The sequence below is a fragment of the Actinomadura sp. 21ATH genome (genome assembly GCF_041951345.1).
Classification (GTDB): domain Bacteria; phylum Actinomycetota; class Actinomycetes; order Streptosporangiales; family Streptosporangiaceae; genus Spirillospora.
On sequence record NZ_JBGNUR010000006.1, the window covers coordinates 273926 to 300395 of the forward strand.

Below are 26470 nucleotides of genomic sequence, written 5' to 3' on the forward strand. Positions count from 1 at the left end.
CGAGGGGCCCCGCAACGGTAGCCTCGGGTCTGTGATTGACCTGCGAGCTCTTCGAGAGGATCCCGAGCGGCTGCGCGCCTCCCAGCGCGCCCGCGGCGAGGATGAGACCGTCGTCGGCACGCTGCTCGACCTGGACGAGCGGCGGCGCGGCGCGCTGTCGTCGTTCGAGCGGCTGCGCGCGGAGCAGAAGAGTTTCGGCAAGTCCGTGTCCAAGGCGCAGGGCGACGAGCGGCAGGCGCTGCTGGCGCGCGCCAAGGAGCTGGCCCAGCAGGTCAAGGAGGCCGAGGCCGAGGCCGACCGGCTCGGCGGCGAGCTGGACGCGCTGCTCAAGAGCGTGCCCAACATCATCGAGGACGGCGCCCCGGCGGGCGGCGAGCAGGACTACGTCGTCCTGGAGCACGTCGGCGAGCCGCCGGCGTTCGACTTCGAGCCCAAGGACCACCTGGAGCTGGGCGAGAGCCTCGGCGCGATCGACATGGAGCGCGGCGCCAAGGTGTCCGGCGCGCGGTTCTACTACCTGACCGGGATCGGCGCGCGGCTCCAGTTCGCGCTGCTCAACCTGGCCATGGAGCAGGCCGTGGCGAACGGCTTCGTCCCGATGGTCCCGCCCGTCCTGGTCAAGCCGGACGCGATGGAGGGCACCGGGTTCCTGGGCGCGCACGCCGCCGAGGTCTACCAGCTCCCCGCCGACGACCTGTACCTGGTCGGCACGTCCGAGGTGCCGCTCGCCGCGTACCACATGAACGAGATCATCACCGATCTGCCGCGGCGGTACGTGGGCTGGTCGTCCTGCTTCCGGCGGGAGGCCGGCTCGTACGGCAAGGACACCCGCGGGATCATCCGGGTGCACCAGTTCGACAAGGTCGAGATGTTCTCCTACTGCGACCCCGCCGACTCCCACCAGGAGCACCTGCGGCTGCTGGAGTGGGAGAAGGAGATGCTCGCCAAGGTCGAGCTGCCGTACCGCGTGATCGACGTGGCGGCCGGCGACCTGGGCGCGAGCGCGGCCCGCAAGTACGACTGCGAGGCGTGGGTGCCGACGCAGAACACCTACCGCGAGCTGACCTCGACGTCGAACTGCACCGAGTTCCAGGCCCGCCGCCTGTCGGTCCGGCACCGCGACGAGAACGGGAAGAACCAGCCGGTCGCCACCCTCAACGGCACCCTGGCCACCACCCGGTGGATCGTCGCGATCCTGGAGAACCACCAGCGGGCGGACGGGTCCGTGCGGGTTCCCGAGGCGCTGCGCAAGTACCTGGGCGTGGACGTCCTGGAGCCGGTCAAGCGCTGATCGTCGCCTATGGTGTGTTCCAGCGGCCGACGGACGGGTCTCGGCGGTGACTGGAAGGTGACATGTCGGACTTCACGCCTCGGCTGATCGCCACCGATCTGGACGGCACCATCGTGCGCTCCGACGGTACGGTCTCGGACCGTACCGTCGCCGCGCTCGCCCGCGTGGAACGTGCCGGAGCCACCCTCGTCATGGTCACCGGCCGGCCGCCGCGCTGGATGAAGGACATCGCCGCCGAGGTCGGCCACCACGGCGTCGCCATCTGCGCCAACGGCGCCGTGCTGTACGACCTGCACACCGAGACCGTCCTGCGCACCCACGAGATCGAGCCGCGGGTGATCGAGCAGGTGGTCCGCAAGCTGCGCGAGGCCGTACCGGAGCTGCGGTTCGCCGTCGAGCACCCGGACGGCTTCTTCTTCGAGGCCAGCTACAACCTCGGCCGCTGGGACGCCCGCCGCTTCGGCGGCCAGGCCGTCGACGACGCGACGCTGTTCAGCAAGAGCGGCACCAAGCTGCTCGCCCTGCACCCGGCCGCCGACCCCGACTCCCTCGCCGCCCAGGCGATCGGCGCGGTCGGCGACCTCGTCACCGTCACCCACTCCTCCGGCCGCGGCCTGCTGGAGATGAGCGCCCAGGGCATCACCAAGGCCAGCGCGCTGGCCGAGTTCTGCAACGAGCAGGGGATCACCTCGGCCCAGGTGGCCGCGTTCGGCGACATGCCCAACGACCTCCCGATGCTCACCTGGGCCGGCACCTCCTACGGCGTCGCCAACGCCCATCCGGACGTCCTCGCCACCGTCACCCACACCACAGCGAGCAACGACGACGACGGCGTCGCCCAGATCCTGGAGAAGTACTACAGTTGACGTCCCCTCGCCCTGGAGCGAGAAATCTCCTTGCTACTCCCAGAGAGGAGCAGACTCGGAGTGGGTTCCTGCTTCATCGTGCCGCGCCGGAACGGAATCCGGTCTCATCAGCGCTCCACAGGCGTTTCGCCTGTCGGCCCGTCCGGCCGCCAGGATGTTGCGTGCCGCGTTCACGTCCCGGTCATGCACGCCTTCCGCATATGCCTGTCGGCGTGCGCGGAGTCCATCGTTGAACACGACCCGAGCGCACCCGAACGCCCGCGCCAACTCCTGCTGTTGGGCGGGCGTCGGGTAGAGGCGGTACCGGTACCGAAGACGCACCTCTGCATACTGCCACCGTGGAGTGACGGTCTGCAGTTGGATGGTTACGTTGACGGGCGCCTGATCGGTTACAGGTAGGGGCCCGAGGTGTGGCGGGGGCCGGGCTTCTCCTCCTCCGCGCCCGGTGGCACCATGCCGGCCGGCAGCGCCCGGCGCATCTGCTCCAGCTGGGCCCGCGCCGCCATCTGCTGCGCGAACAGCGTGGTCTGGATCCCGTGGAACAGGCCCTCCAGCCAGCCGACCAGCTGCGCCTGCGCGATCCGCAGCTCCGCCTCGCTCGGCACCGTGCCCTCGACGAACGGCAGCGACAGCCGCTCCAGCTCCTCGATCAGCTCCGGCGCCAGCCCGTCCTCCAGCTCCTTGATCGAGGACTGGTGGATCTCCCGCAGCCGGGCCCGGCTGGCCTCGTCCAGCGGCGCCGCCTTCACCTCTTCGAGCAGCTGCCGGATCATGCCGCCGATCCGCATGACCTTGGCCGGCTGCTCGACCATCTCGGTCACCGACTTCTCGCCGGACTCGTTCTCGCCCGCGCCCTCGATCGCGATCCCGTTCGGACCGACCACCAGGACCTGCGGCTCCTTCTCCTGCTCCGAAGGCTGATTCATGATCACTCCCGTCTCATCCGCTCAGCAGAATCTTGCCGATGTGGCCGCTCGCCTCCAGCAGCCGATGAGCCTCGGCCGCCTCGGCCATGGGCAGCGTCCGATCGACGATAGGACGGACGTCGCCCTTCTCCAGCAGCGGCCACACATGTTCGCGCACCGCCGCCACGATCGCGGCCTTCTCGTCCAACGGACGGGCCCGGAGAGAGGTGGCGTGGACGGCCGCCCTCTTGCGCAGCAGCGCGTTCAGGTCGAGTTCGGCCCTGGCCCCGCCCTGGAGCCCGATCACCATCAGCCGCCCGCCCGTGGCCAGCGACTCCACGTTCCGCGCCAGGTACTTGGCGCCCATGTTGTCCAGGATGACGTCGTACGGGCCGTACGCCACGAAGTCGTCCTCGCGGTAGTTGACCGCCCGCTCGGCGCCCAGCTCCCGGCACCGCTCCGCCTTCTCCGCGGTGCCCACCGTGCACAGCACCCGTGCCCCGAACGCCCGCGCCAGCTGGATCGCCATCGTCCCGATACCGCTACCGCCGCCGTGCACGAGGAACGTCTCGCCCGCCTTCAGGCCGCCGAGCTGGAACACGTTCGACCAGACCGTGCAGGCCACCTCGGGCAGCCCGGCCGCCTCGACCAGACCGACACCCGCGGGCACGGGCAGCAGCTGGCCCGCCGGGATCGCCACCTTCTCGGCGTACCCGCCGCCGGCGAGCAGCGCGCACACCTCGTCCCCCACCCGCCAACCGCCGACGCCCTCGCCGAGCGCGGCGATCCGTCCCGACACCTCCAGGCCCGGGTACGGGGACGCCCCCGGCGGCGGCTCGTAGAACCCGCGCCGCTGCATCACGTCCGCCCGGTTGACCGCGCTCGCGGCCACCTCGACCAGCACCTCGCCCGGCCCCGCCGCGGCGTCCGGCACCTCGGTCCACTCCAGGACGCCGGGATCCCCGGGCTCGCGAATCACGATCGCATGCATACGGATCACGCTACCGGGAGGTCAGGGGGGACATGGGAACTCGCGGGGGATGCGTGGTATTGACGCAAAGGTATCCTTCGGATGGGCCGATGCCTTACCCGCTCCTGAACCCGACTTTAGAGGCGCGGCCGAGGGGAGAGACGGTGGCAAGGAACGATCACGACGGACGCTCCCTGGAGGAGCGTCTGGCGTCCCTGGACGCGATGAGCGGCGAGGCCACCGGGCCGTCCGCCGTCCCGCCCGCGCCCAAGCCCGCCGCCGATCCCAAGGAGCCCGCGGATACCGGTGATTCCAGCGGTCCAGGCGAACAGAGCGAACAGAGCGAACCGGGAGCGGACTCCACGCTGGTGGAGCCGGGCGAGCAGGTGTCCTCCTCCGAGGCGCCCGCTCCCGCCCTGGAGGAGCCCGAGAACCCGTGGCTGGTGCCGCCGCCGTTCCAGGACGACCTGCCCGCCGAGGCCCCCGGCGCCCCCGGGCAGCCGCCGGCGCCCCCGCCGCCCGGGTTCCCGCCCGCGTACAACGACTTCAACGCCCCGCCCCCGTACGCGGCGTCCGCGCCCCCGCCGCCTCCCCCGTACGAGGGCAGCCCGATGCCGCAGCCGTTCGACGGCGGCATGCTGCCCCCGCCGTACGCGGGCGACTTCGAGCGGCCGGGCCCGCAGCCGCCGAACGAGGGCGGCGAGGTCGCGCCCCCGCCACCGCCGCCGAGCAACGGCCAGAGCTCCCCGCCCCTGGAGCAGCTGCCCCCGTACCCGCAGGGCCCGTACGGCCCGCCCGAGCAGCAGGCGCAGGGCCCGTACTCCCCGGCCGAAGGCGACCAGCGGTTCCTCAACGCCCCGCCCGCCGAGGGCGCCCAGTACCCGTACACCCCCGAAGGCGCCCCAAACCAGCCGCCCCCTCCTGGCGTCCCCTACGACCCGAACCAGCCGCCCCCTCCTGGAGCGCCGCAGGACGCCAACCAGCCGCCGCCGCTGCCTGGGGCGCCGTTCGACGCCAACCAGCCGCCTCCGCCCGGCGCGCCGTTCGATCCGAACCAGCCGGTGCCGTCCGGGGCGGCGCAGGACGCCAACCAGCCGCCTCCGCCTGGGGCGCCGCAGGACGCCAATCAGCCGCCCGCGCCTGGCGTTCCGTTCGGTCCGAATCAGCCGCCTCCTTCTGGCGCGCCCTACGACTCGAACCAGCCGCCCCCTCCTGGCGCGCCGTTCGACCCGAACCAGCCGGTGCCGCCTGGCGCGCCCTATGACCCGAACCAGCCGGCGCCTCCTGGCGTGCCGTTCGGGGCCAACCAGGCGCCTCCGCCCGGGGTGCCGTTCGATCCGAGTCAGCCGCCGCCTCCGCCTGCGGCGCCCTACGACCCCAATCAGGCCGTGCCGCCCGGCGGCGCGCCGTACGACATGAACCCGGGTCCGCCCGCGCCGGTGTCGTACGACCCGAACCAGCCGTACCCCGCGCAGGGGTACGGACCGCCGATGCAGCCGCTGGGGGAGCAGCAGCCCCTCATTCCGGGCATGCCGCCGGCCGGCGGGTACCCGCAGCAGGGGCCGCAGCCGCCCCAGGCACCGCAGGAGCCGCAGACGGCCGAGAGCCTCAGCTCCGAGAACCTCCTCGGTGAGCGCCGCATCGCGCCGTCCGGCGGGTGGCGGCGGGCCGTCTACAAGGCGACCGCGGGGAACGTCCACCCGGGCGAGTCGCAGGCGGAGATGCGCCGCAAGGACCTGGTCGCCCGGGCGCGCCAGCCGGTCGCCGGCGGGCACCACCGGGTGGCCGTGATGTCGCTGAAGGGCGGCGTCGGCAAGACGACCACCACGACCGGGCTCGGCTCGATGCTCGCCTCGCTGCGCGGCGACCGGGTGATCGCGGTGGACGCCAACCCCGACCGCGGCACGCTGTCCGACAAGGTCAAGCTGGAGACGGCGGCGACGGTACGCGACCTGCTCAACAACCGCGACCAGATCCACCGGTACGCCGACGTCCGCGGGTTCACCTCGCAGAACGGCGCCCGCCTGGAGGTGCTGGCGTCCGACCGCGACCCGGCGGTCAGCGAGGCGTTCAGCGCCGAGGACTACTCGGCCGTCGCGGTCGTCCTGGAGCAGTACTACTCGATCTGCATCACCGACTGCGGCACGGGCCTGCTGCACTCCGCGATGGCCGGCGTGCTGAGCCTTGCCGACCAGCTCGTGCTGGTCAGCTCGCCGTCCGTGGACGGCGCGCGGTCGGCGAGCGCGACGCTCGACTGGCTGGAGGCCCACGACCACGGCCACCTGGTACGGAACGGCGTCGTCGTGCTGTCGATGGTCCGCAACCGCACCCGCAGCCAGGTCGACCTGGACAAGCTCCAGGCCCACTTCGAGAGCCGCTGCCGGGCGGTCGTCCGCATCCCGTACGACGACCACCTGGAAGAGGGCGCCGAGGTCGAGCTGGAGGCGCTCGCCCCGCACACCCGCGAGGCGTACCTCAACCTCGCCGCCGTCGTCGGCGACGGGCTGGGGCACCAGCGCCGCCCGCACGAATGATCCTGCTGAGTGGGACGGCCTGATGCGTTCCGGCGGGGACGTGCTGCACATTCGTGAGCCAGCAGCGCGTCTCCGCAAAGGAACCATGGCATGGTCGGCTGGAGTCACCGGTACGCGAAGATCAACGGCCTCGACGTCCACTACGTAGAGGAGGGCGAGGGGCCGCTGGTCGTCCTCCTGCACGGGTTCCCGCACACCTGGTTCAGCTGGCGCCACCAGATAGGGCCGATCGCCGCCGCCGGCTTCCGCGTCGTCGCGCCCGACATGCGCGGCATGGGGCGGACGAGCGGTCCGGCCGACCACCGCGAGTACGGCGTCGACCGCATCGTCGGCGACCTCACCGGCCTCCTCGACCATCTCGGCGAGGAGAAGGCCGTCTTCAGCGGGCTGGACTTCGGGCTGTTCGCGGCGTACGACCTGGCGTACCACCATCCCGAACGGGTCGCGGCGCTGATCGGCCTGGAGAACCCGTTCTTCACGCCGAGCCCGGTCTCACCGCTGACCCTCGCCGCGAAGCAGGCGCGGAAGCACTTCAACCACATCCACTACTTCGTGGACACGCCCGGCGCCGCCGACCGCGACCTGGCCGCGGCGCCCCGCGAATTCCTGCGCAAACTGTTCTACGCGCTCTCCAGCGACTACCACTACCTCGACGTCTGGCGTAAGCCGCCGGGGACCACGTACATCGACGCGCTTCCGGAGACACCGCCGCTGCCCTGGCCCTGGCTGACGGAACTGGAGCTGGAGTTCTACGTCGCCGACTACAGCCGCAGCGGATTCACGGGCGGGCTGAACTGGTATCGCGCCATGGACCTCTCCTGGGAGTACCGGAAGTCGTACGGCGACCGGAAGACGACCGTTCCGTACTACTTCATCGGCAGCGAGCAGGACGTCGACCTGGAGGCATGGCACGGCACCGATCCCCTGGACAGACTGCGGGACCACCACGGCGACGTGCGCGCCGTGCGCATGCTGAAGAACGCCGGCCACATGATGCAGATGGAGAAGGCAGAGGAAACGACGGCCACGATGCTGGAGTTCCTCTCCTGAAGGAGGAGTGGATGACCGACAACCGGGTCGCGGTCGTGACCGGCGCCAGCCGGGGCGCCGGCAAGGGAATCGCGCTCGCGCTGGGCGAGGCGGGCGCGACCGTCTACGTGACCGGACGCACCCGTTCGCCGGGCGACGCGGACCTCCCCGGCACGGTCTTCGCCACCGCCGAGGAGATCGACGCCCGCGGCGGCACCGGCGTCCCGGTCGTCTGCGACCATTCCGACGACGCCCAGGTCGAGGCCCTCTTCCGGCAGGTGGAGCGCGAGCACGGCAGGCTCGACATCCTCGTCAACAACGCCTTCACCATTCCCGACGGCCTGACCAGGAAGGGCCCCTTCTGGGAGAAGCCGCTGGGCCTCCAGGACATGTTCGACGTGGGGATGCGCTCCGCATACGTGTCCAGCTACTACGGCGCGCCGCTGCTCACCAGGAGCGATTCGGGCCTGGTCGTCAACACCTCGTCCTTCGGCGGCCGCTGCTACATGCACGGCCCCGCGTACGGCGCGGGAAAGGCGGCCGTGGACAAGATGGCCCACGACATGGCGGTCGACTTCAAGCCGTTCGACGTCGCCGTCATCTCCCTCTGGATGGGCCTCCTGATGACCGAACGCAACGCCGCCCTGTTCGGTGCCGTTCCCGAGCGCTACCAGTCCATCGCCGCAACCGCCGAATCCCCGGAATTCAGCGGCCGCGTCATCGACGCCCTGGCCCGCCACCCGGACCGGATGAACTGGTCCGGCCAGGTCCTGATCGGCGCCGAGATCGGCGCGGAACTGGGAGTGGTCGACATCGACGGCAAGAAGCCCGCGTCCCACCGCCCCATGCTCGGCGACACCCCCACCTACAGCACCGCGGTGGTCGACTGAGGAGCGCCGCCTCGGTTTCGCCGATGTTCTAGGACAGGTATCGACCTACACGCTTCCTATCGTCGCTAGCGCCGTTAAGGACCAGCGAAAGGAAGCTCGATGACCGAGCAGAACAGTGCCGCGCCGCAGGGCTACACCACCGTCGCGCCCTGGGTCGTCACCGATGACACGGGAGCCTTTCTCGACTTCGTCGCCCGGGCGTTCGGAGGCGAGGAACTGGGACGGGTGGCGACCGCGGACGGCAAGATCGGCCACGGTGAGATCCGGGTCGGCGACACCGTCGTCCTGGCCTTCGACCGGCACGCCGACTGGCCGGTCATGCCGAGCCTGCTGCGCGTGTTCGTGGCCGACGCGGACCGGGCGTTCGCGCAGGCGGCCGAGGCCGGGGGCCGGGTCGTCACCGGCCTGATGAACGACGCGTTCGGGCACCGCGGCGGCCGGGTCAGGGACCCGTTCGGCAACATCTGGTGGGTGGAGAGCCACATCGAGGACGTGCCCGAGGACGAGATGTGGGAGCGGCTCCGGCGGCCCGAGTACGCCGAGGGCATGCGGGTGGCCCAGGAGACCCTCGACGCCGAACTCAGCGGCCGAACCCGCGGCCGCAGCAGCACCCCCGTCGACCCGGCCGGCTGAGCGGCGGCTCAGGCGGCCGGTCTGAGGAGGGCCTGGGCGACGATGACCGTCCGGCCGGTGAACGCCAGTGCCGGAGAGCCGTGCAGCTCGTAGCCGAGGTCGAGCATCTCGCTGACCCTCCGGCAGAAGTCGGCGTCGTCCGGGCCGGTGAGCACCCGGTACCGGGGGAGATCATCGCTGTCGGGCATGCGGTGATCGTAACCCGTGCGGGCGATGGGTTCAGGCGGAGGCTGTGGGATTCGAACCCACGGTACCGGGGTCACCGGCACTGCGGTTTTCAAGACCGCCGCACTCGTCCACTATGCGAAGCCTCCTGGGCAGGCTCCACGATAGCGGGTCGGGTGGCGGGAGTTCACCGGGCTTTCGGCGGGGCGGGTGGGGCGTTGGGCCTGAGGCCGGATGATCCCATCCGTTACCCTCGTCCGCATGTCTGAGACACCGAACGACCCGGCCGGGACCACGCACCAGTTCCAGAACTTCCAGGCGCAGCGGCCGGCCGAGAAGACCTCGAAGGTGAACACCGGGCTGATCGTGGGCATCGTGGCCGCGGTGGCGGTCGTGGTCGTGCTGGCCGTCATCGTGGCGATGATGCTCTGAGCTCAGCGGCCTGAGGCCGAGAAGTGCTGGTAGTCCTTGGTGCCGCTCCAGTCGCCGCCCCAGCCCCAGCCGATCGAGGCGAACGCCTTGACGACCTTGTCGCCGTCGTGGATGACGCCGGGGTCGCGGCGGGAGCGGTCCTTGAACTTGACGCAGTCCTTGTGGGCGACGCGGCCGCTCGAACTGACGTAGGGGTTCTCGCACGGGTTGATGTCGACGGCCGTGCCGAGCGCGTGCTGTGACCAGTTGCTGGAGCCGGTGGCCTGGCGGCAGTTGAACGCCGAGGTGTTGTTGGCCTCGATCGAGTCGAAGTCGCTGCCCTTGTAGACGTCCACCGGCTCCATGCGCTTGATCGGGTACCGGTCGTCGTAGAGCCTCCGGAAGACCTTGACGAGGTCCTCGGCGTGGTCGGCGTTCACGACCAGGCGGCCGTTCGGGTGGGGCTTGTCGTCCATGCCCCAGTACGTCATCTCGATCATGCGGAGGCCGGACGGCGACACGGGGCAGCCCCGGCGCCAGGAGTGCGGAAGGTCGCGGGCGGTGACCTTCTTGATCTCCGACCGGAACGCCTGCGGTGAGGCGGGCGCGGACGGGGAGGCGCTGCCGCCGGTCGCGGTGGGCGGCGGGGCCGGGGTCGTCGGTTCCGGGTCGGAGTCGCGGCCACATCCGGTCGTGGTGGTGGCGAGGGCCGCCACGAGGACCGCCGTGGTGGTGAGCCGTCTGCCTGGCATGACGGCAGGATCGCATGCCGCGGCGGCTTCGCGTGGGACCCCGGATTCGCTACGGTGCGTCTGAGGGCGTGCCCGCCGTTGAAGGGGACGGGGGCGGGTTGCGCGGTGCCGAGTCGTCGTCCCCCGGCCAGGGAGCCGGAATGGGCGATCCCCAGGAGCCTTCGAGCCTGGAGGACGAGATCTTCGCGGTGGCCTCCTCGGTGGAGGAGACCGACCGGGGACAACCGCTGCTGCGGCTGAGTCCGCGGCGTGTCGAACTGCCGCGCCGGGACGTGGGCCTGGCGGCGGGCGGGTTCCTGACGTTCGCGTTCGTGGACGCCGTGATGATGTACGCGCCGCTGATGATGAGCAGCCGGCCCAGCCTGCTGCCGCAGATGGTGACGCTGCTGGTGCTGGCGTTCGGGCTGGGCGGGCTGCTCGTCTGGAAGGTGCGGGGGGCGTGGCGGCCGTTCGGTGTCGGGATGATGCTGGGCTGGGTGTTCCTGACGCTGGTGTCGGTGGGGTTCCTGACCGGCCTGACGACGCTCTAGCCGGTGCCGATGCGCTTCAGCACCTGGGTGAACGCGCGTCCGATGGCCTCCAGGTCGGCGGGGTCGACGACGTCGACGAAGAAGTCCCGGACGGTCTCGACGTGGTCGCGGGCGGCGCGTTCGAGGGTGGCGTAGCCCTCGTCGGTGAGGTGCGCGAAGACCCCGCGCTTGTCGTTGGGGCAGTTGTCGCGCCTGACCAGCCCCTTGCTCTCCAGGCGGGAGCAGGTGTGCGAGAGGCGGCTGCGGGACTGGCTGGCGTGTTCGGCCAGTTCGGCCATCCGCAGGCGCCGGTCGGGCGCCTCGGACAGCCGGACGAGGATCTCGTACTCGGAGACCGACAGCCCGTGCCTGGTCTTCAGGTCCCGGTCCATGATCTCGTTGAGCCGGACGCTGCCGTCCACGTAGGCCCGCCAGTCGCGCTGTTGGGTGGCATCGAGCCAGCGTGGTTCGCTCATGGTGAGAAGTATATGCGCATGTTGAAGATTCAACTACTGCTGGGTTATAGTTTATTATTCAACTAGTGGAGGAGAGTCCGATGCCTGCTGTCACGGCGGATCCGCTCGCGTTGCCCCGCCTGCCGCGCCTGCCCGAGGGCGAGACCGACTGGCGCCGGGTCGCCAAGGTCGTCACCGCGCAGCGACACCTGGAGGGAGAGGGGTTCCAGGTGCGGCGCCCGTTCCCGGGACCGGACCTCGCGCTGGCCGACCCCTTCCTGCTGCTCGACCACATGGGAGCCGTCGAGTACGCCCCTGGAGAGGCGAAGGGGACGCCCTGGCATCCGCACAGGGGGTTCGAGACCGTCACGTACATCATCGACGGCGCGTTCCAGCACCAGGACACGTCCGGGGGCGGCGGGCTCATCGCCGATGGGGCGACCCAGTGGATGACCGCCGCGTCCGGTATCCAGCACATCGAGCAGCCGCCGCCGGAGCTCGTCGCCAAGGGCGGGCTGTTCCACGGCGTGCAGCTGTGGGTGAACCTGCCGCGTTCCCAGAAGTGGGTCCCGCCCCGCTACCAGGACATCGAGGCGCGCGACGTGAAGCTGGTCGCCGCCGACGACGGGTCGTCGCTGGTGCGCGTCATCGCCGGCTCGGTGGCCGGGTACGACGGGCCCGGCGTCACGTACACGCCGATCAACTACCTGCACGCGACCGTCGCCCCCGGGGCCCGGCTCGCGCTGCCGTGGCCGCGGGACTTCAACGCGCTCGTGTACGTGCTCTCCGGGCGCGGCACGGCGGGCGTCGAGGAGATCGCCCTGGACGAGGGGCAGATGGCGGCGTTCGGCGGCTCCCACCACAAGGGCACGGGCGACGGGCTGCTCCTGCGGGCAGCCGGCGTCCAGCCCCAGGCGAGCGCGAACGGCTGGGAGATCCTCGTGCTGGGCGGCCTGCCGCTGCGCGAGCCCGTCGCGCGGTACGGGCCGTTCGTGATGAACACGCGGGAGGAGATCGTCCAGGCGTTCGAGGACTTCCAGGCGGGACGGATGGGGACGATCCCGGCGGAACGCGTCCCGCACCTGTCGTCCGCCGACGAACCGCTGGAGTGATTCCGCGGGTTCCCGTGACGGCCGGGGGCGCGTGCGCTACTGTGTTCGAATAGTCGAACAGAAGTTCGACCAGCACGTTCGCACGCGCGCCCCGGGAGGTGGCAACGGTGGCGACGATGACCTCGGCCGGCCGGGACACGGCGGCACGTTGCCAGGGGCGGCGGGAGCCGTACGCGACACGCCGTACGAGTTTCTACGCAAATCTACGGCCGCAGCTATATCGCCTCATAGAGTCCGAGAGCGTGGACCCCGTGCGCAACCCCTACGCCCCGGGCGCCGGGCAGCGTCCCCCGGAGCTGGCCGGCCGCGACCGCGAGCTGCGGCAGTTCGAGGTCGTCCTCGAACGGGTGGCGCGCGGCCGCCCCGAGCGCAGCATGATCGTCACCGGGCTGCGCGGGGTCGGCAAGACCGTGCTGCTCAACGCGTTCCGTTCGATGGCGATCCAGCGGCTGTGGGGCACCGGCAAGATCGAGGCCCGGCCCGACCAGTCGATCCGCCGGCCCGTCGCCTCGGCCCTGCACATGGCCGTGCGCGAGCTGGCCCCGCGACACCGCGCGCCCGACCGCATCGAGGAGTTCCTCGGCGTGCTCAAGGCGTTCGCGCAGGCGGGGGAGGAGCCGTCCGGCGGCCGCGGCAAGGCCCGCGTCCACCGCTGGCAGCCCGGCATCGACGTGCCCGCGGCGCGCGGCCGCGCCGACTCCGGCGACCTGGAGATCGACCTCACCGAGCTGTTCGTCGACGCCGCGTCCGTGGCCACCGACGTCGGCGCCGGCATCGGCCTGTTCGTGGACGAGATGCAGGACATCCCCGCCGACGACGTCTCCGCCCTCTGCGCCGCCTGCCACGAGCTGTCCCAGATCGGCGGCCCGCTGATCGTGGTCGGCGCCGGGCTCCCGCACCTGCCCGCCGTCCTGTCGGCCAGCAAGTCCTACTCCGAGCGCCTCTTCCGGTACGCCCGCATCGACCGGCTCGACCGCGAGTCCGCCGACCACGCCCTGACGGCCCCCGCCGAACGCGAGCAGGTCACCTTCACCCCCGAGGCCCTCGACGCGCTGTACGGCGCCGCCGACGGCTACCCCTACTTCGTCCAGGCGTACGCCAAGGTCGTCTGGGACGTCGCCCCCGACACCCCCATCACCGCCGACGACATCAAGGTCGCGGCGCCCGAGGCCGAGAGCGAGCTGGCGGTCGGCTTCTTCGGCAGCCGCTACGAGCGCGCCACCCCGGCCGAACGCGACTACATGCGCGCGATGGCGATGCTCGGCGACGACCCCGTCCCGACCGCCGCCGTCGCCGACGAGCTGGGCCGCAAGCCGTCCAGCCTCTCGCCCGCCCGCGACGGACTGATCAAGAAGGGCCTCATCTACAGCGCCGAACGCGGGCTGGTCGCCTTCACCGTCCCCCACTTCGGCAAGTTCCTCCGCTCCCAACCCGCCTGACAGCGCCACCCGCACAACGATCGGCCACCGCGGTCGACTGCTCTATACGGCTCTCTACTCTCCATCCAAGAGAGCCGTATAGAGCCGCATCCCCGCACCACCATCCCCACGTCGGCTCCCTGGACGACCGGGCACAAGCCGGTGCAGTCAGCGCACTACGTCTTTCTAGCAATCTCTAAGGCTCACTCTAGAAAGCCTTAGAGATCTGGATGGGACGCGGCCACGGCGACCGCCGCCCGAGTGTGCTGCGCTTTCTAAAGGACTCTAGGAGCAGGTCAAGAGGGGGCTAGAGAGTCGCAGGCAGGGCGGGAGTGGCGGGCGGAACGGCGGCGACCCGTACGGTGTGTCCGCGTTCGGCGGTGGACACGGCGAACACCAGCTCGGTGTCCCGGCCGTCCACGTGCGCCGGATAGACCACGAAGCGCCAGCAGCCCTCGCGCCACACGTCCAGCGGCACGGCGCTCACGATCGCGTTCTCCGACTCCCTCCAGGCATCGCTCTCGCGCAGCCGCGCGTACGTCTCCGCGAGCGGGCTGCGGCGGCGCTCGCACGGCGTCACCGGCCGCAGCCGCGGGCGGGTGCGGCCGAGCAGGACGGCGATCTCGGGGGACAGCGCCGCGAACAGCGCCAGCTCGGCCAGCAGGACGGCGCCCGCGGCGGACGGCCCGTCCAGCAGCACCGTCAGCCCCGCGTGCGGGGCGTCGAGCGAGACGACCGCCGCGGCGGTGAGCAGCACGGCGCGCAGCACGGTGCGATGGCCGATCTGCTTGGTGCTCAGCCCGCCGAAGCAGCCGCAGCCGGCGTCCGGCCGGCGCACCCGCAGCTCCCCCACCGCCCAGGTGGCGGCGGCGAACACCGCGATCGTGGCGAGCCGCACCGCCAGGTGCGGGGTGATCAGCAGGGCGAGGCCGAGCACGCCCTCGGCGGCGCCGAGCCCGACGTTCGCCCGGCGGTCCTGGCGCAGCGCGGTCGCCCGGCGGAGCCGTCCCGGGACCGGTACGCCGTGCACGTGCGCGGGCGCCGCCGGGACCGGGGCGCGGAACACCAGCTTGGCCAGGCAGGCGGTGAGCAGCACGCCCGCCAGGAGCAGGACCTGGGCGTTCGCGATGTCGTCGGCCAGCGGGCCGCCCAGCACGGGGGCGATCAGCACGGGATCGATCAGCGTCGACGCGACCAGCATGGGGTCGCCCAGGACGGAGAGAACCAGCGCGGGGTCGAGCGGGAGCGGATCCATCGGCACGGGTCAGCCCTCCGCGGGCCGTGCCGGGCCGGCGCCCAGGACGGCGCTGAAGCAGCCGGCGTCGAGGTCGCCACCGAGCGCGACGAACGCGGCGGGCGTCAGCTCGGCGAGCCGCCCCCGCGGGGTGGTGTCGCACTCGACGCACCGGTCGCAGAACCGGGCGGCGACGCAGCCGCACTCGATCACCGGGAGCGCCGCGGACAGGTCGGAGCACGCGTTGTGCAGCGCCAGCTCGCTGCCGATCGACAGGTAGGGGAGGGCGACGCAGCCCGCGGGCGTGTCGGCGCAGCCGCCGGCCTCGCCCTCGGGGTCGACCGCCGGGTACGCGGCGCCGGCCTCGCCGAGCAGCGTGAAGGCGCGGCCCCCGTCCGGCGGCCGGTACGTGGCGCCGCCGAACCAGGTGGCCGTGCCCCGTACCGTCTCCGGCACGGCGGCGCCCGGCTCGGGCGGGGCCAGGTCGTCGGCCCGGTGCCCCGGCTGCGACGTGCCGGGACGGACCGCCGCCGGCCCGTCCGGCGTCCGCACGCAGATCAGGTCGATCAGGTAGCCCGGTTCCAGCCGGGGGTGCCGGACGAGCACGCGGCCGAGGACGTGCGGGGGGATCACCACATGGGTACGCCCGCGATGCGGACCCATGTCCACCTCTACGGTGTCCCGCCCGCACGCCCGGATCGTGCCGGCCACGCGGCCGATGTCCACCCAGACCCGGGCCGCCCCGAGTCCGTCGGACGCCGGCCGGACGATGACCTCCCGGCCCGGCCGCAGCGCGGCGAGGCCCCCGCGCTCGCCATGCCAGATCGTGGTGCCGGGAAGCATCGGTACCCGCACCTCGCCGTCGGCGGTGTGCAGGACCAGCAGGTGGGGGCTGGCGTCCAGGACGACGCCCCCGGTGACCTTCTGCGGACGGCGCGGCGCCGCCGGGGTCGCGCTTCGCGGGTGCGCGGGCGCACCCAGCACGACGTCCCGGTATCGGCGGCGCGCCGGTCCATGACGGCGGGTTCTTGGCGGCATGGCGGCACTCCGGCGTCGATCTTTTAACTCATGGCCACTGCTGTGAGGACAGCTTGTCAAGACTCAACGCCGGGTGACCCGGGTGTCAGCGGATTTATCGCGACAAGTCGGCCAGGGGTTGACCTTCTTTTTACCCGGGTTGATTATTCTCCCCCGGTTGACACAGATATGCCATTTCCGATGGACCGGAATTACGTTCCCCATGCGATCGTCTAATCAAGATCCATCTCGGCGAGGGCCCGGCCGGCCCCTACCCCTGGCTCGGTGGTGACGTGAACCGGACGCGGCACGACGAGTTCCGCGACTACGTGGAGGCCCGCGGCCACATCCTGCTCCGCGCCGCCCTCCATCTCACCGGCGACCGTGCCGAGGCCGAGGACCTGCTGCAGGCCGCCTTGGCCAAGACGTACCTGGCCTGGGACCGCATCCAGGACCGCTCCTCGGTGGACGGGTACGTGCGCCGGGCCATGGTCAACACCCAGATCTCCTGGTGGCGACGGCGCAAGCTGGAGATCTACCCTACCGACGATCTTCCCGACCAGCCGGTCGACGACCACACCCGCCGCAGCGAGCTGCGCGACGCGCTCGGCCGCGCCCTCGACCGGCTCCCCGAGCGCCAGCGCATGGCGGTCGTCCTGCGCTATTACGAGGACATGCCGGAGAACGAGATCGCCGAAGTCCTCGGCATCAGCGTCGGCACCGTCAAGAGCACGGTCTCGCGCGCCATGGCCAAACTACGGGACGACAGCGCACTGGAAGAGGATTTCCCGGGAATTCCGCCCCAACATCCACAACGCCCCTAATTCTGAGCAATTCTCACAAAGAGGAAGATCCACTACCGCTCGGCATCCTCCGGCCGCGCGCCCCGCCCAGCGGCCGGACCGCCCCGCCGCCGGCCGCCGGACCTGCCCGGCTGCCGGGAAGGTCGGGGTTGTGGGGGATGGATAAAAATGAGGTGCCGAGTGCTGACATGGCGGGGCCGTTCGGGCAAGAATCCGGTTCTGGGATCCGTCGAGGCCGGAGGCGCGCCATGTGGAGCACGATGCAGGACTTCCCGCTGACCATCACCTCGATCATGCGCTACGGCACGAAGGTCTCCGGCGGTGCCGAGGTGGTGACCTGGACCGGTGACGGGACGCGCCGCCGCTCGTACGCCGAGCTGGGCGAGCGCGCCGCGCGCCTCGCCGGCGCCCTGCGCGGCCTCGGCGTGGACGGCGACCAGCGCGTGGCCACGTTCATGTGGAACAACGCCGAGCACCTGGAGGCTTACCTCGCCGTCCCCTCCATGGGCGCGGTGCTGCACACCCTCAACCTGCGGCTGTTCCCCGACCAGCTCGTCTACATCGCCAACCACGCCGAGGACCGGATCGTCATCGTCGACGGGTCGCTGATCCCGCTGCTGGCGCCCGTGCTCGACCAGTTCAAGACGGTGCGGCACGTCGTCGTGGTCGGCGAGGGCGACACGGCCCCGCTGGAGAGCGCGGGCAAGGAGCTGCACTCGTACGAGGAGCTGCTCGCCGCCGCGCCCGCCGAGTTCGACTGGCCCGAGATCGACGAACGCTCGGCGGCCGCCATGTGCTACACGAGCGGCACGACCGGGAACCCGAAGGGCGTCGTCTACTCGCACCGCTCCGCGTACCTGCACTCGATGGCCATCTCCACGGGCAACGCGCTCGGGCTGAACGCCGAGGACCGCGTGCTCCCCGTCGTCCCGATGTTCCACGCCAACGCCTGGGGCATGCCGTACGCGGCGGTCATGGCGGGCGCCTCGCTCGTCATGCCCGACCGGTTCCTCCAGGCCGAGCCGCTCGCGCGGCTGATCGAGGCCGAGCGGCCGACGATCGCGGGCGCGGTGCCGACGATCTGGGCGGATCTGCTGCGGTACGTGAAGGAGCACGGCGCCGACCTCAGCTCGCTGCGGCTGGTGCCGTGCGGCGGGTCGGCCGTCCCGGCGGCGCTGATGCGGGGCTTCGACGAGATCGGTGTGCGGATCGTCCAGGCGTGGGGGATGACCGAGACCTCGCCGGTGGCGACGATGGCGCACCCGCCGGTCGGCGCGGACGCCGACGCGGCCTGGGCGGCGCGGGTGTCGCAGGGCCGGGTGCTGGCCGGGCTGGAGATGCGGATCGTCGGGGACGGCGACACGGTGCTCCCCGAGGACGGCGAGGCGGTCGGCGAGGTCGAGATCCGCGGCCCGTGGATCACCGGCGCGTACCACCTGGACGAGGACCCGGCGCGCTTCCACGACGGCTGGCTCCGTACCGGCGACGTGGGGACGCTGTCGCCCGACGGCTACCTGGTCCTGACCGACCGGGCCAAGGACGTCATCAAGTCCGGCGGCGAGTGGATCTCCTCGGTGGAGCTGGAGAACCACCTCATGGCCCATCCGGACATCCTGGAGGCGGCCGTGGTGGGCGTCCCCGACGACCGCTGGCAGGAGCGCCCGCTCGCCTCGGTGGTCGTGCGGGAGGGCGCGGCCGTGACCGCGGAGGCGCTGCGGGAGTTCCTGTCCGGCCGGATCCCGAAGTGGCAGCTCCCCGAGCGGTGGTCGTTCATCGAGAGCGTTCCCAAGACGAGCGTCGGGAAGTTCGACAAGAAGGTCCTGCGGCGCCGGTACGCGGACGGCGAGCTGGTCGTGGAACGGATCGACTGAATTCCGCCGCCGCGTCTCCGGGCATTCCGCCATTTCAGCGTGTCACCGTTCCGATACTCCCTGATGTGTCGCCGAATACGAAGGGGTGGGTGATTGTCACCCCAGCGTCATGTTCATCGTGATTTCCAGGGATCAAGTGGTGCGGAAGGGGCAGCGGGGTGTATGCAAGATGGGCCGAACTATCAGCAGGCCCCGCGAGGGCGGGTCTCCCCCATGCCGGTGCCGGGAGCGCATATGCCCAGGTGGTCCTCCTTCGACGCCGCGGCCGACCGCCGGTTGGTCCATGGGTTGAACGAAGGCGACGACGTTTCCCTGGCGCTTCTCTATGAGGCGTACGCTGAGCGGCTGTACGACTACACGCTGTCCATGACGGGCGATGACAAGGCCGCCGCCGACATCGTGCACGACACGTTCATCGACGCCTGCCGCCGCGCCCCGCGAATGCGCGACCACGCCCGGCTGCGTTCCTGGCTGTACGGGGCGGCCCGGCGCCGCTGCGTGCAGCGCGGGCGGGCACGGGGCCTCCATTGGGAGCACGACGCCGAATTCGGTGACGGCGGCCCGGCGGCGGCGGACGGCGCCGACGGGCCGGGAGCGGCGCGCCGCGACTCCGGCGTCGAACTGCCGCCGTCCGCCGAGCTGCGGGCACTGCTGGACTCCTCGCTGGCCCGCCTGGAGACGGGCGAGCAGGAGGCGCTGCTGCTGGCCGTCCGGCACGGCCTGCTCCCGGCGGAGATCGGCACCGTGCTGGGCGTCTCCGCGCGGCGGGCCGCCGGCCGGGTGGCGCGGGCCCGTACCCGGCTGGACGCCGCGTACGGGATCGAGGTGGCGCTGGCGGCCGAGCACTGCTCCGCCGGCACCCGGACGCAGCGGCGCCCCGAGCCCGAGGCCGTGAAGGAGGCGGAGGCAGAACCGTCCGTCCGGACGGTCGTCGCGGACGCCGCCGCCAAGGAGACCGCCAAGACCGCAGGGGACGCGGGGGACGCGGGGGACACAGAGAAGCCGCGCGGCTCGGCGGCCGTCCTGGCGCCCCGTACACCGACGCCCTCCCGCCGGAGCGCCTGCCGGTCCCTGCCCGGCGCCCGGCGGCGCCCGGCCCCACGTACCGCGCCCGCGGCCGCTCCCGCGTCCGGCCACCACTGCGCCGCCTGCGAGCGCCGGGCCGGCGTGTACGCGGCGGCGCTGCTGGCGATGGCGCCGTCCCCGGTGCTGCCCGCGGCGCTGCGGCACCGCGTCATCCACACGGCGACGGACTCGGAACTGGCCGGGTACCGGGCCGACATCGCGGCCCGCGGCGGCGGCCTGACCCCCGACGGGCTGCCCAGCCAGCCGGACATGCCCTCGCCGTTCACCCGGCGCTGGCTGTTCGCGGGCGGCGGCATGGCGGGCGCGCTGGCCACCGCCGTCCTGATCGCGCTGCTGATGGGGCCCGGCGGGCTCGGCGACCCGACGATCTCGTGGCCGCCGTTCCAGACCGGCCCGCAGCCGTCGATCACCCAGCAGGGCCCGGACGGCCGGTCGTCCGGCGGTGCCGGCGCACCGGTGCCGCCGCAGGCCCAGGCGCCCGGGAGCGGCGGCCGTCCCGGCGCGCCCGCGACGCGCGGCCCGTCGTCCCCGGCGCCCAGTTCACCGGCGCCGTCCTCGCCCGCGCCGCCGAAGCCGCCCGGCAGCCTGGCGGTGAGCCCGGCGAAGGTGGAGATGTACGGCACCAAGACCGCCCAGGTCCGGCTGACCGCCGAGGAGGGCCCGGTCTCCTGGAACGCCGTCGCCTCCTCCGCGAAGGTGTCGGTCTCCCAGCCGCAGGGCGGGCTGCCCGAGGACGCGCAGACCAACGTGACGATCACCCTGGACGCGGGGCTGCTCAACCTGCCGGGCGAGGCCACGGTCACGTTCATCGACGCCGAGACCGGCGAGACCCGCGAGGTCGCGGTCGTCTGGGGCGCCTCGCTCCTCTGACGGCTCTGCCGGCTCTGAGGCCGGCCGTCGCGGATCAGCCCTCGACGGCCGAGGGGGCGGCGTTCTCCGCGGCCAGGTGGTCGCGGATCTGCTCCAGCTGCGTGCCGAGCGCGGCCTGCACGCGCGCCTCCATCGCGCGCGCGATGAACGGGTCGACGACCATCTTCACCAGCGGCCGCATCCGGCGCACCATCGCGGCCATCTCGGCGATGTCGTCCCCGCTCACGGCGCCCGCGTCGTCCTCCAGCCGCTGGAACACGTGCTCGCGCACCAGCCCGACGAACCGGCCGGCGATCACGTCGCAGTCGTCCCGGATCTCCTGGGCGATGTCGAGCACCGCCTCCAGCGGGATCCCGGCGGCGACCAGCTCCTCGCCGACGTGCAGCAGCCGCGGGCTGGGCACCCGGAAGTGCTCGCCGTCGCCCGCCGCCTCGACCAGGCCCAGCTCGATCGTGCGGGCCAGGTCGCGGGCGACCTCCTCGTCACCGGCGCCGGGGCTGAACGCCTCGCGCAGCTCCTCGAACGTGACGGTCCCGGGGATCTCGTCCGACCACGGGTCGGTGAGCACCTTCTCCAGGCCGAGCACCTCGCCGACGTCCTTGCCGGTCTCCCACGCCGAGATCAGGTCCTTGATGATCGCGAACGTGTAGCCGCGGCCGAGCAGCTTGCCGATCAGCCGCAGCCGGGCGAGGTGCGAGTCGTCGTACAGCCCGACGCGGCCCTCCAGGCGCGGCGGCGGCAGCAGGCCGCGGTCCTGGTAGGCGCGGATGTTGCGGACCGTGCTGCCCGCAGCCTGGGCCAACTCGTCGATTCGGTACTCGGCCATGCCCCGTCCGCCGGTCGCCTCTCTGGTCCACCCTGGTCCTGGTCGGTCTTCTTGACCGCCTTGATCTTACGCGCCACGATTGTTACATCGACCGATGGCACATAGAGGTGGTCATGGCTGGTCCCCGGGAGCCCCACGATATCGAGGAGACGCTCCTCGGCGGCCCGCTCCGCTACACGCGCAAGGAGGTCGCGGAACGTTCCGGGATCTCCGAGGACGAGGCCCGCCGCATCTGGCAGGCGCTCGGCTTCCCCGCGCCGCCCGACGAGGAGGTCGCGTTCACCGACCGGGACGTGGCCGCGCTGCGCGAGATCAGGGGCCTGCTCGGCCACGAGATGGTCGACGAGGAGATGGTGCTGCGGCTGTCCCGCGCGGTCGGCCAGACGATGGGCCGGCTGGCGAGCTGGCTCGGCGACGTCTGGCTCCAGCGCTACAGCGAGCTGCTGCCGCCGGACGAGCCGGTCACCACCGAGGCCGTCGTCGCCGCCCTGGAGGCCACCGAGGAACTGCGGCCCGCGTTCGAGCGGCTGCTGATGCACGGCTGGCGCCGCCAGCTCGCCGCCGCCGGGCTGCGCGCCGCCGGCTCCAGCGCGACCGCGACCGCCGATCCCGCCGCGGGCGTCGCGCTGCTGGCCGCCGGGTTCGCCGACATCGTCTCGTTCACCCGGATGAGCCGCCGCATGGACGGGCCCGAGCTGGCCGACCTGGTGGAACGGTTCGAGACCGCGGTCACCGGGATCGTCGCCGAGGAGGGCGGCCGGGTGATCAAGACGCTGGGCGACGAGGTGCTGTTCGTCGCCGACGAGCCGCGCGCCGCCGCCGAGATCGGCCTGCGGATCGCCGAGCTCTCCGAGGAGGACCCGGACTTCCCGCGCGTCCGGGTCGGGCTCGCGTACGGCGAGGTCATCTTCCGGCTGGGCGACGTGTTCGGCACCCCCGTCAACACCGCCGCCCGCCTCACCTCCACCGCCCACCCCGGAACGGTCCTCGCCGACACCGGGCTCGCCGACGCCCTGCCGCGCGGCTCCTACGACGTCTCCTCCCTGCGCCCCCGCAACCTCCAGGGCCTCGGCCGGGTCCGCATCCGCCTCCTCCGCCGCGCCTGAACGCGCCGTTCAGCCGCGGCGGAGCTCCTCGATGACGCTCGTGAGGCCGTCGGTGCCGTGGCCCTGCGCGATCCTCCGCTCGACCAGCGCGTGCATCTCCCGGAAGCGCTCGGCGCCCACGCTGATCAGGTGCTCCAGCACGGGGGCGTGCTCGGCCAGCGACGCCGGCCCGCGCGGGTAGTCGCGCGAGGTGACCTCCCGCGCGGTGTCACCGGCCGACTGGGCGACATATCCGAACTGCCGTGCGGCGAACGGCGCGAACGCCTCCGGGTCGTCCACGAACGCCAGCGCCCGCAGGTAGGCGAGCATCGCGTCGTACCAGAGGCCGTGCATGGTCAGGTCGTACAGGCACGCCTGGCCGGGGTCCTCGCCGACGAAGTGGAACGTTCCGAGCAGGTCCAGCGCCTTGCGGTGCCGCTCGTACACCGCCCGCGGCCCGCCGATCAGCAACGTGGCGTCCGGGCCGCCGATCTGCGCGGGCGACGCCTGGACGACCCCGTCGAGGTAGCCGGCCCGTCCCGCCGCGACCCGGCGCGCCTGGTCCGGCGTCCCGGTGGTGAGGTTGACCAGCGGCCGGTCCGGGGCGGTGCCGTCCAGGATCGCCTCGGCCGCCGTGTAGTCGCTCACGCACAGGACGCCGAGCGCGCCGGCCGCCAGCGCCTCGGCGGGCGTCGCCGCCCGCGTCGCGCCCCGTTCGACCAGGTCGCCGTCCTTGCCGGGGGTGCGGTTCCAGACCACGACCGGGTGGCCGTGATCGAGGAACGTCCGCGCTAGGGCCGTACCCATCGCGCCGAGACCGAGCACCGAGATCGTGTCCATGCCGTCCGTCCTTCCAAGTTAAGTTACGAGTCGTAACGTAACACTAGAATGGACGCGTGCAACAGTCCCGCGGAGGCCGTCCCCGCGACAGGCGGATCGACGAGGCCGTACTGAACGCCACGCTCGACGCCCTCGAACGGGACGGCTACGTCCGCCTCACGTTCGAGGACATCGCGCGGCGGGCCGGCACCACCAAGCCCGCCCTCTACCGGCGCTGGCCCGACCGGCGGCGGCTCGTCCTCGCCGCCCTCGCCCTGCGCCTCGGCACCGTCCGCACCCCGGACACGGGCTGCACGATCTGCGACCTGAACGAGGGCATCAACGTCTTCGTCGCCGCGTTCGGCCGGATCCGCCCGGACGTCCTGGCGCCCCTCCTGGCGGACTGCGGCACCGATCCGGCGCTCCGCGAGACGTTCATGGCGACGCTGTTCGAACCGCCGCGCGCGGCGGTCGCCGAGATGATCGACCGCGCCGCGGCACGCGGCGACCTGCACGCCGGCCTGGACCGCGGCCTCGTCCTGGACATGCTCGGCTCACTCGTCCACTACCGGGCCCTGTTCGGGCACGCCCCGACCACACCCGCCGAGGTCGAGCGCGCGGTCGAGGCCCTGCTGAGAGGGATCGCCGCCGATTACCCGGCCCTGGTCGAGCACAGCCGCCGGCTGGCCCACCCACACCCCTGACAGGGACGGCGATCAGCCGGACGCCTGGTCGCTGTCCTTCAGCGCGCCCCACCCGTGCCACCGGTCCACGGTGATCCACGCGCTGATCCGCGCCCGCACGCGGTCCGGGTAGGGGGATCCGCCGTAGTGGCGCGAGAGGCGGTCGATGTCGGCGAGGTCCTCGTCGCGGTACGTCTCCGTGACGCGCCCGATGAGGGTGACGTGCGTGTACCAGTTCTCGTCCAGCACGGTCAGCGAGACCCGGGGATCCCCCGCCAGGTGCTTCAGCCGGATCCGCCCCTCGTCCATGTTGACGAGGGCGCGGCCGTTCTCCCACAGGTACCAGGTCGGCGTCGTGACCGGCGTGCCGTCCGAACACAGCGTGGCCATGACGCACGGGTTGGGCTTCGCGAGCAGCGCCTCGGCTTCGGGCGGCAGCGGCGGCTTGGACATGCGGTCTCCAACGGCAGGACGGATACGCCCGATCACCTACCCCCGACCGGCAAGATCGACACAGCGCCACGGCCGTGAAACGACCCGCGGGGATGCATCGTGCGACGCATCCCCGCGGGTCGGTGGCGGAGGATCGGGGATTTGAACCCCGGATGGGCGGTAAACCCAAACCGCATTAGCAGTGCGGCGCCATAGACCGGACTAGGCGAATCCTCCAGAAGCCATCAGGCTCACGACAGGTTACCGGTCAGCGGCCCGACCGGCAAAGTGCGGGCGGGGACCCGCTCAACGAGGCCCCGCCCGGCACCGATCAGAGGCCCGCGGTGCCGCAGGCCTTGCCGAGCTCGGCGGCGTTCTGGATGAACGAGCTGGTGCCCGAGCTGCTCGGGGTCTTGCCCGACCCGAGGTTGCTCATCATGGTGGCCAGCCCCTCCAGGTCCGTGGCGACCTTGCCCGCGGCGGTCTCAACGTCCCCGCCGGCCTTCTGGCCCTCGGAACGGATCTTCGAGGCGGTGTCGCGGTAGAGCTGCGCGTTCGCGGCGGCGCTGGCACCCGGGTTGCTCATGTCCGGCGAAGAGATCTTGCTCTGCACGGACGACAGCTCGGTGCGGATGTTCTTGCACGCGGCGTCCTTGTCACCGCCCCCGGCGACGGAGCTCAGGGCGCCGCAGCCGGTCGAGGTGAGCAGGGCTCCGCCGATGACGACGACGCCGGCCAGCCGGATGGCGGACATGCGCATAGGGGGTTCTCCTTCAAGGGGGTCACGTGAGGCTTGGGCCCTCACGCCACTTGTATATCGGTCGCCACATTGGGCGCACCACACAGCCGAACGGTTCCCTCACGCTCCGCGAGATCCTTCCGGGGCACGGGCACCCCGTTCCGTGCCCTACACTGGAGCACGTTGCCGAGGCGGGGAAGCTGCTAGACTCCCCTCCGGCATCAGGTCACCGACCAGCCAGCAGCCGTAGCTCAATGGATAGAGCATCTGACTACGGATCAGAAGGTTGGGGGTTCGAATCCCTCCGGCTGCGCCCCAGGTAAAAGCCCCCTTGCGAGTTCCGCAAGGGGGCTTTTTGCTGCCCGTACAGCAGCAAAGTACAGCTACGACGCCATTCCAGTGCCCTTATCGCCGGGCCGGTGAAGATGGTCCCCGAGCCGCTTGAGTGCGGCCCTGGTGCTCTCTGAGGGAATCTCGGTGTAGATCTCCATGGTGATGCTGATTCGACTGTGCCGAAGGATCTGCATCGCGACGCGGGGATGGATGTCCAGCGCGGCCAAGAGCTTGCCGCAGGTGTGCCGGGTGTCATGGACCCGGATCACCGGGACGCCGGCAGCAGCACAGCGCGCCTCGAAGGCGCGATTGACGTTGCGAGGCTCGATCGGTCGGCCGGTGCGGGTCGTGAACACCAGCCCGCTTGACGTCCACTCCTTTCCTGCGGCCTGACGTGCGACCGCTTGCTGACCCTTGCGGAGCCGCAGCGCCGCAGAGCACGGCCCGGGGAGCGGAAGGACATCAGTGGAGCCGTCCGTCTTGGTGCGCTCCTTGTGGATCAGTCGGTTAGCGACACGCTGCAACTGCCATCCGATCGCCAGCTCCTCAGCGTCGAAATCGACGTCGGCCCAGCGCAGCCCGAAGACCTCGCCCTTGCGCATGCCCATTCGGGTAGTCCTTGCAGCACTCCCCCACAGCGCAGCAGCGTTGACGCTTGCGAGCGTCCTTGTGCTCCACCTTCCGCTTCGCGTCCTTCCCTTGGGCGCAGCACTGGCAGGCCCCAGGAAGCTT

28 protein-coding genes and 3 tRNA genes are annotated in these 26470 nt (G+C 71.8%); 16 read left to right on the top strand and 15 right to left on the bottom strand.

Translation table 11 applies throughout. From position 1 onward, the window contains the following. Window positions 1-31 precede the first annotated feature (31 nt). Together serS and ACA361_RS20805 are read left to right on the top strand one after the other, a co-directional pair. The gene (serS, locus tag ACA361_RS20800; RefSeq protein WP_375014012.1) at window positions 32-1291 is read left to right on the top strand and encodes a serine--tRNA ligase; all 1260 of its coding nucleotides are present in this window, start codon (window positions 32-34) and stop codon (window positions 1289-1291) included. Between the two features lie 62 nt (window positions 1292-1353). After that, window positions 1354-2157, top strand: coding sequence for an HAD family hydrolase (locus tag ACA361_RS20805; RefSeq protein ID WP_375014013.1), 804 nt, complete (start codon window positions 1354-1356; stop codon window positions 2155-2157). A 33-nt stretch (window positions 2158-2190) separates the two neighbouring features. Here ACA361_RS20805 and ACA361_RS20810 read toward each other — a convergent pair whose 3' ends face one another. From ACA361_RS20810 to ACA361_RS20820, 3 genes are all read right to left on the bottom strand, one after another. Continuing rightward, window positions 2191-2478, bottom strand: a complete 288-nt coding sequence (locus ACA361_RS20810; RefSeq protein ID WP_375014015.1) for a helix-turn-helix domain-containing protein — start codon at window positions 2476-2478, stop codon at window positions 2191-2193. A 68-nt stretch (window positions 2479-2546) separates the two neighbouring features. Continuing rightward, window positions 2547-3083: a bacterial proteasome activator family protein gene (locus ACA361_RS20815; RefSeq protein WP_375014017.1), complete on the bottom strand. Its 537-nt coding sequence runs from the start codon at window positions 3081-3083 to the stop codon at window positions 2547-2549. A 13-nt stretch (window positions 3084-3096) separates the two neighbouring features. Continuing rightward, window positions 3097-4053 carry an NAD(P)H-quinone oxidoreductase gene (locus ACA361_RS20820; protein WP_375014019.1) on the bottom strand — a complete coding sequence of 319 codons (957 nt, stop codon included), beginning with the start codon at window positions 4051-4053 and terminating at the stop codon, window positions 3097-3099. Window positions 4054-4196: 143 nt separating this feature from the next. On the opposite strand from ACA361_RS20820, the gene ACA361_RS20825 reads away from it, so the two are divergent. The 4 genes from ACA361_RS20825 to ACA361_RS20840 all read left to right on the top strand — a co-directional run bounded on the left by ACA361_RS20825 (window position 4197) and on the right by ACA361_RS20840 (window position 9118). Next, the gene (locus tag ACA361_RS20825) at window positions 4197-6566 is read left to right on the top strand and encodes an AAA family ATPase (RefSeq protein ID WP_375014022.1); all 2370 of its coding nucleotides are present in this window, start codon (window positions 4197-4199) and stop codon (window positions 6564-6566) included. Window positions 6567-6656: 90 nt separating this feature from the next. Next, complete coding sequence (locus tag ACA361_RS20830) at window positions 6657-7616, top strand: alpha/beta fold hydrolase (RefSeq protein WP_375014024.1); 960 nt, start codon at window positions 6657-6659, stop codon at window positions 7614-7616. An 11-nt stretch (window positions 7617-7627) separates the two neighbouring features. Then, a complete protein-coding gene (locus tag ACA361_RS20835) occupies window positions 7628-8485 on the top strand; it encodes an SDR family NAD(P)-dependent oxidoreductase (protein WP_375014025.1) in 858 nt (285 codons plus the stop codon). Between the two features lie 99 nt (window positions 8486-8584). After that, window positions 8585-9118 (top strand): VOC family protein, encoded by a 534-nt coding sequence (locus ACA361_RS20840; protein ID WP_375014027.1) that lies wholly within the window; start codon window positions 8585-8587, stop codon window positions 9116-9118. Between the two features lie 8 nt (window positions 9119-9126). Here the strand turns inward: ACA361_RS20840 and ACA361_RS20845 are convergent, their stop codons facing one another. Then, the gene (locus ACA361_RS20845; protein WP_375014028.1) at window positions 9127-9306 is read right to left on the bottom strand and encodes a DUF1737 domain-containing protein; all 180 of its coding nucleotides are present in this window, start codon (window positions 9304-9306) and stop codon (window positions 9127-9129) included. Between the two features lie 36 nt (window positions 9307-9342). Then, a tRNA-Ser gene (locus ACA361_RS20850) sits at window positions 9343-9432 on the bottom strand. Between the two features lie 112 nt (window positions 9433-9544). On the opposite strand from ACA361_RS20850, the gene ACA361_RS20855 reads away from it, so the two are divergent. Beyond that, window positions 9545-9715 (top strand): hypothetical protein, encoded by a 171-nt coding sequence (locus ACA361_RS20855; RefSeq protein WP_375014029.1) that lies wholly within the window; start codon window positions 9545-9547, stop codon window positions 9713-9715. Between the two features lie 2 nt (window positions 9716-9717). Here the strand turns inward: ACA361_RS20855 and ACA361_RS20860 are convergent, their stop codons facing one another. Continuing rightward, complete coding sequence (locus tag ACA361_RS20860) at window positions 9718-10446, bottom strand: M15 family metallopeptidase (RefSeq protein WP_375014031.1); 729 nt, start codon at window positions 10444-10446, stop codon at window positions 9718-9720. Window positions 10447-10586: 140 nt separating this feature from the next. Here ACA361_RS20860 and ACA361_RS20865 point away from each other — a divergent pair, with 140 nt between their 5' ends. Continuing rightward, entirely contained in the window at window positions 10587-10976 is a 390-nt protein-coding gene (locus ACA361_RS20865; RefSeq protein ID WP_375014033.1) for a hypothetical protein, read from the top strand. On the opposite strand, the gene ACA361_RS20870 is transcribed toward ACA361_RS20865, so the two are convergent. Beyond that, complete coding sequence (locus tag ACA361_RS20870) at window positions 10973-11431, bottom strand: MarR family winged helix-turn-helix transcriptional regulator (RefSeq protein WP_375014035.1); 459 nt, start codon at window positions 11429-11431, stop codon at window positions 10973-10975. The genes ACA361_RS20865 and ACA361_RS20870 overlap by 4 nt on opposite strands. An 80-nt stretch (window positions 11432-11511) precedes the next feature. Here ACA361_RS20870 and ACA361_RS20875 point away from each other — a divergent pair, with 80 nt between their 5' ends. After that, window positions 11512-12522, top strand: a complete 1011-nt coding sequence (locus ACA361_RS20875; protein ID WP_375014037.1) for a pirin family protein — start codon at window positions 11512-11514, stop codon at window positions 12520-12522. Between the two features lie 242 nt (window positions 12523-12764). Then, on the top strand, window positions 12765-13961 hold the full coding sequence (locus tag ACA361_RS20880; protein WP_375014039.1) for an AAA family ATPase: 1197 nt from the start codon (window positions 12765-12767) through the stop codon (window positions 13959-13961). Between the two features lie 286 nt (window positions 13962-14247). Here ACA361_RS20880 and ACA361_RS20885 read toward each other — a convergent pair whose 3' ends face one another. Both ACA361_RS20885 and ACA361_RS20890 read right to left on the bottom strand, forming a co-directional pair. Beyond that, the gene (locus ACA361_RS20885) at window positions 14248-15195 is read right to left on the bottom strand and encodes a MauE/DoxX family redox-associated membrane protein (protein ID WP_375014247.1); all 948 of its coding nucleotides are present in this window, start codon (window positions 15193-15195) and stop codon (window positions 14248-14250) included. A gap of 9 nt (window positions 15196-15204) precedes the next feature. Continuing rightward, a complete protein-coding gene (locus ACA361_RS20890) occupies window positions 15205-16158 on the bottom strand; it encodes a hypothetical protein (protein WP_375014041.1) in 954 nt (317 codons plus the stop codon). A gap of 326 nt (window positions 16159-16484) precedes the next feature. Between ACA361_RS20890 and ACA361_RS20895 the strand changes: the two genes are divergently transcribed. From ACA361_RS20895 to ACA361_RS20905, 3 genes are all read left to right on the top strand, one after another. Next, window positions 16485-17015, top strand: coding sequence for a SigE family RNA polymerase sigma factor (locus tag ACA361_RS20895; protein WP_375014043.1), 531 nt, complete (start codon window positions 16485-16487; stop codon window positions 17013-17015). Between the two features lie 227 nt (window positions 17016-17242). Next, window positions 17243-18865: a long-chain fatty acid--CoA ligase gene (locus ACA361_RS20900; RefSeq protein ID WP_375014046.1), complete on the top strand. Its 1623-nt coding sequence runs from the start codon at window positions 17243-17245 to the stop codon at window positions 18863-18865. A 288-nt stretch (window positions 18866-19153) separates the two neighbouring features. Next, on the top strand, window positions 19154-20821 hold the full coding sequence (locus ACA361_RS20905; protein WP_375014048.1) for an RNA polymerase sigma factor: 1668 nt from the start codon (window positions 19154-19156) through the stop codon (window positions 20819-20821). Window positions 20822-20855: 34 nt separating this feature from the next. On the opposite strand, the gene ACA361_RS20910 is transcribed toward ACA361_RS20905, so the two are convergent. Next, window positions 20856-21647, bottom strand: coding sequence for a MerR family transcriptional regulator (locus tag ACA361_RS20910; RefSeq protein ID WP_375014049.1), 792 nt, complete (start codon window positions 21645-21647; stop codon window positions 20856-20858). A gap of 113 nt (window positions 21648-21760) precedes the next feature. On the opposite strand from ACA361_RS20910, the gene ACA361_RS20915 reads away from it, so the two are divergent. Continuing rightward, a complete protein-coding gene (locus ACA361_RS20915) occupies window positions 21761-22753 on the top strand; it encodes an adenylate/guanylate cyclase domain-containing protein (protein ID WP_375014051.1) in 993 nt (330 codons plus the stop codon). Between the two features lie 9 nt (window positions 22754-22762). Here the strand turns inward: ACA361_RS20915 and ACA361_RS20920 are convergent, their stop codons facing one another. Beyond that, window positions 22763-23572 carry an NAD(P)-dependent oxidoreductase gene (locus tag ACA361_RS20920; protein ID WP_375014053.1) on the bottom strand — a complete coding sequence of 270 codons (810 nt, stop codon included), beginning with the start codon at window positions 23570-23572 and terminating at the stop codon, window positions 22763-22765. A gap of 56 nt (window positions 23573-23628) precedes the next feature. Between ACA361_RS20920 and ACA361_RS20925 the strand changes: the two genes are divergently transcribed. Further along, the gene (locus ACA361_RS20925; protein WP_375014055.1) at window positions 23629-24255 is read left to right on the top strand and encodes a TetR/AcrR family transcriptional regulator; all 627 of its coding nucleotides are present in this window, start codon (window positions 23629-23631) and stop codon (window positions 24253-24255) included. 12 nt (window positions 24256-24267) lie between these two features. Here ACA361_RS20925 and ACA361_RS20930 read toward each other — a convergent pair whose 3' ends face one another. From ACA361_RS20930 to ACA361_RS20940, 3 genes are all read right to left on the bottom strand, one after another. Next, a complete protein-coding gene (locus ACA361_RS20930) occupies window positions 24268-24687 on the bottom strand; it encodes a PPOX class F420-dependent oxidoreductase (RefSeq protein ID WP_375014057.1) in 420 nt (139 codons plus the stop codon). Between the two features lie 123 nt (window positions 24688-24810). Continuing rightward, window positions 24811-24903, bottom strand: a tRNA-Ser gene (locus ACA361_RS20935). A gap of 94 nt (window positions 24904-24997) precedes the next feature. Further along, on the bottom strand, window positions 24998-25426 hold the full coding sequence (locus ACA361_RS20940) for a hypothetical protein (protein ID WP_375014059.1): 429 nt from the start codon (window positions 25424-25426) through the stop codon (window positions 24998-25000). 219 nt (window positions 25427-25645) lie between these two features. Between ACA361_RS20940 and ACA361_RS20945 the strand changes: the two genes are divergently transcribed. Then, window positions 25646-25718, top strand: a tRNA-Arg gene (locus tag ACA361_RS20945). Between the two features lie 70 nt (window positions 25719-25788). On the opposite strand, the gene ACA361_RS20950 is transcribed toward ACA361_RS20945, so the two are convergent. Further along, on the bottom strand, window positions 25789-26346 hold the full coding sequence (locus ACA361_RS20950; RefSeq protein WP_375014061.1) for a site-specific integrase: 558 nt from the start codon (window positions 26344-26346) through the stop codon (window positions 25789-25791). Window positions 26347-26470 lie beyond the last annotated feature (124 nt).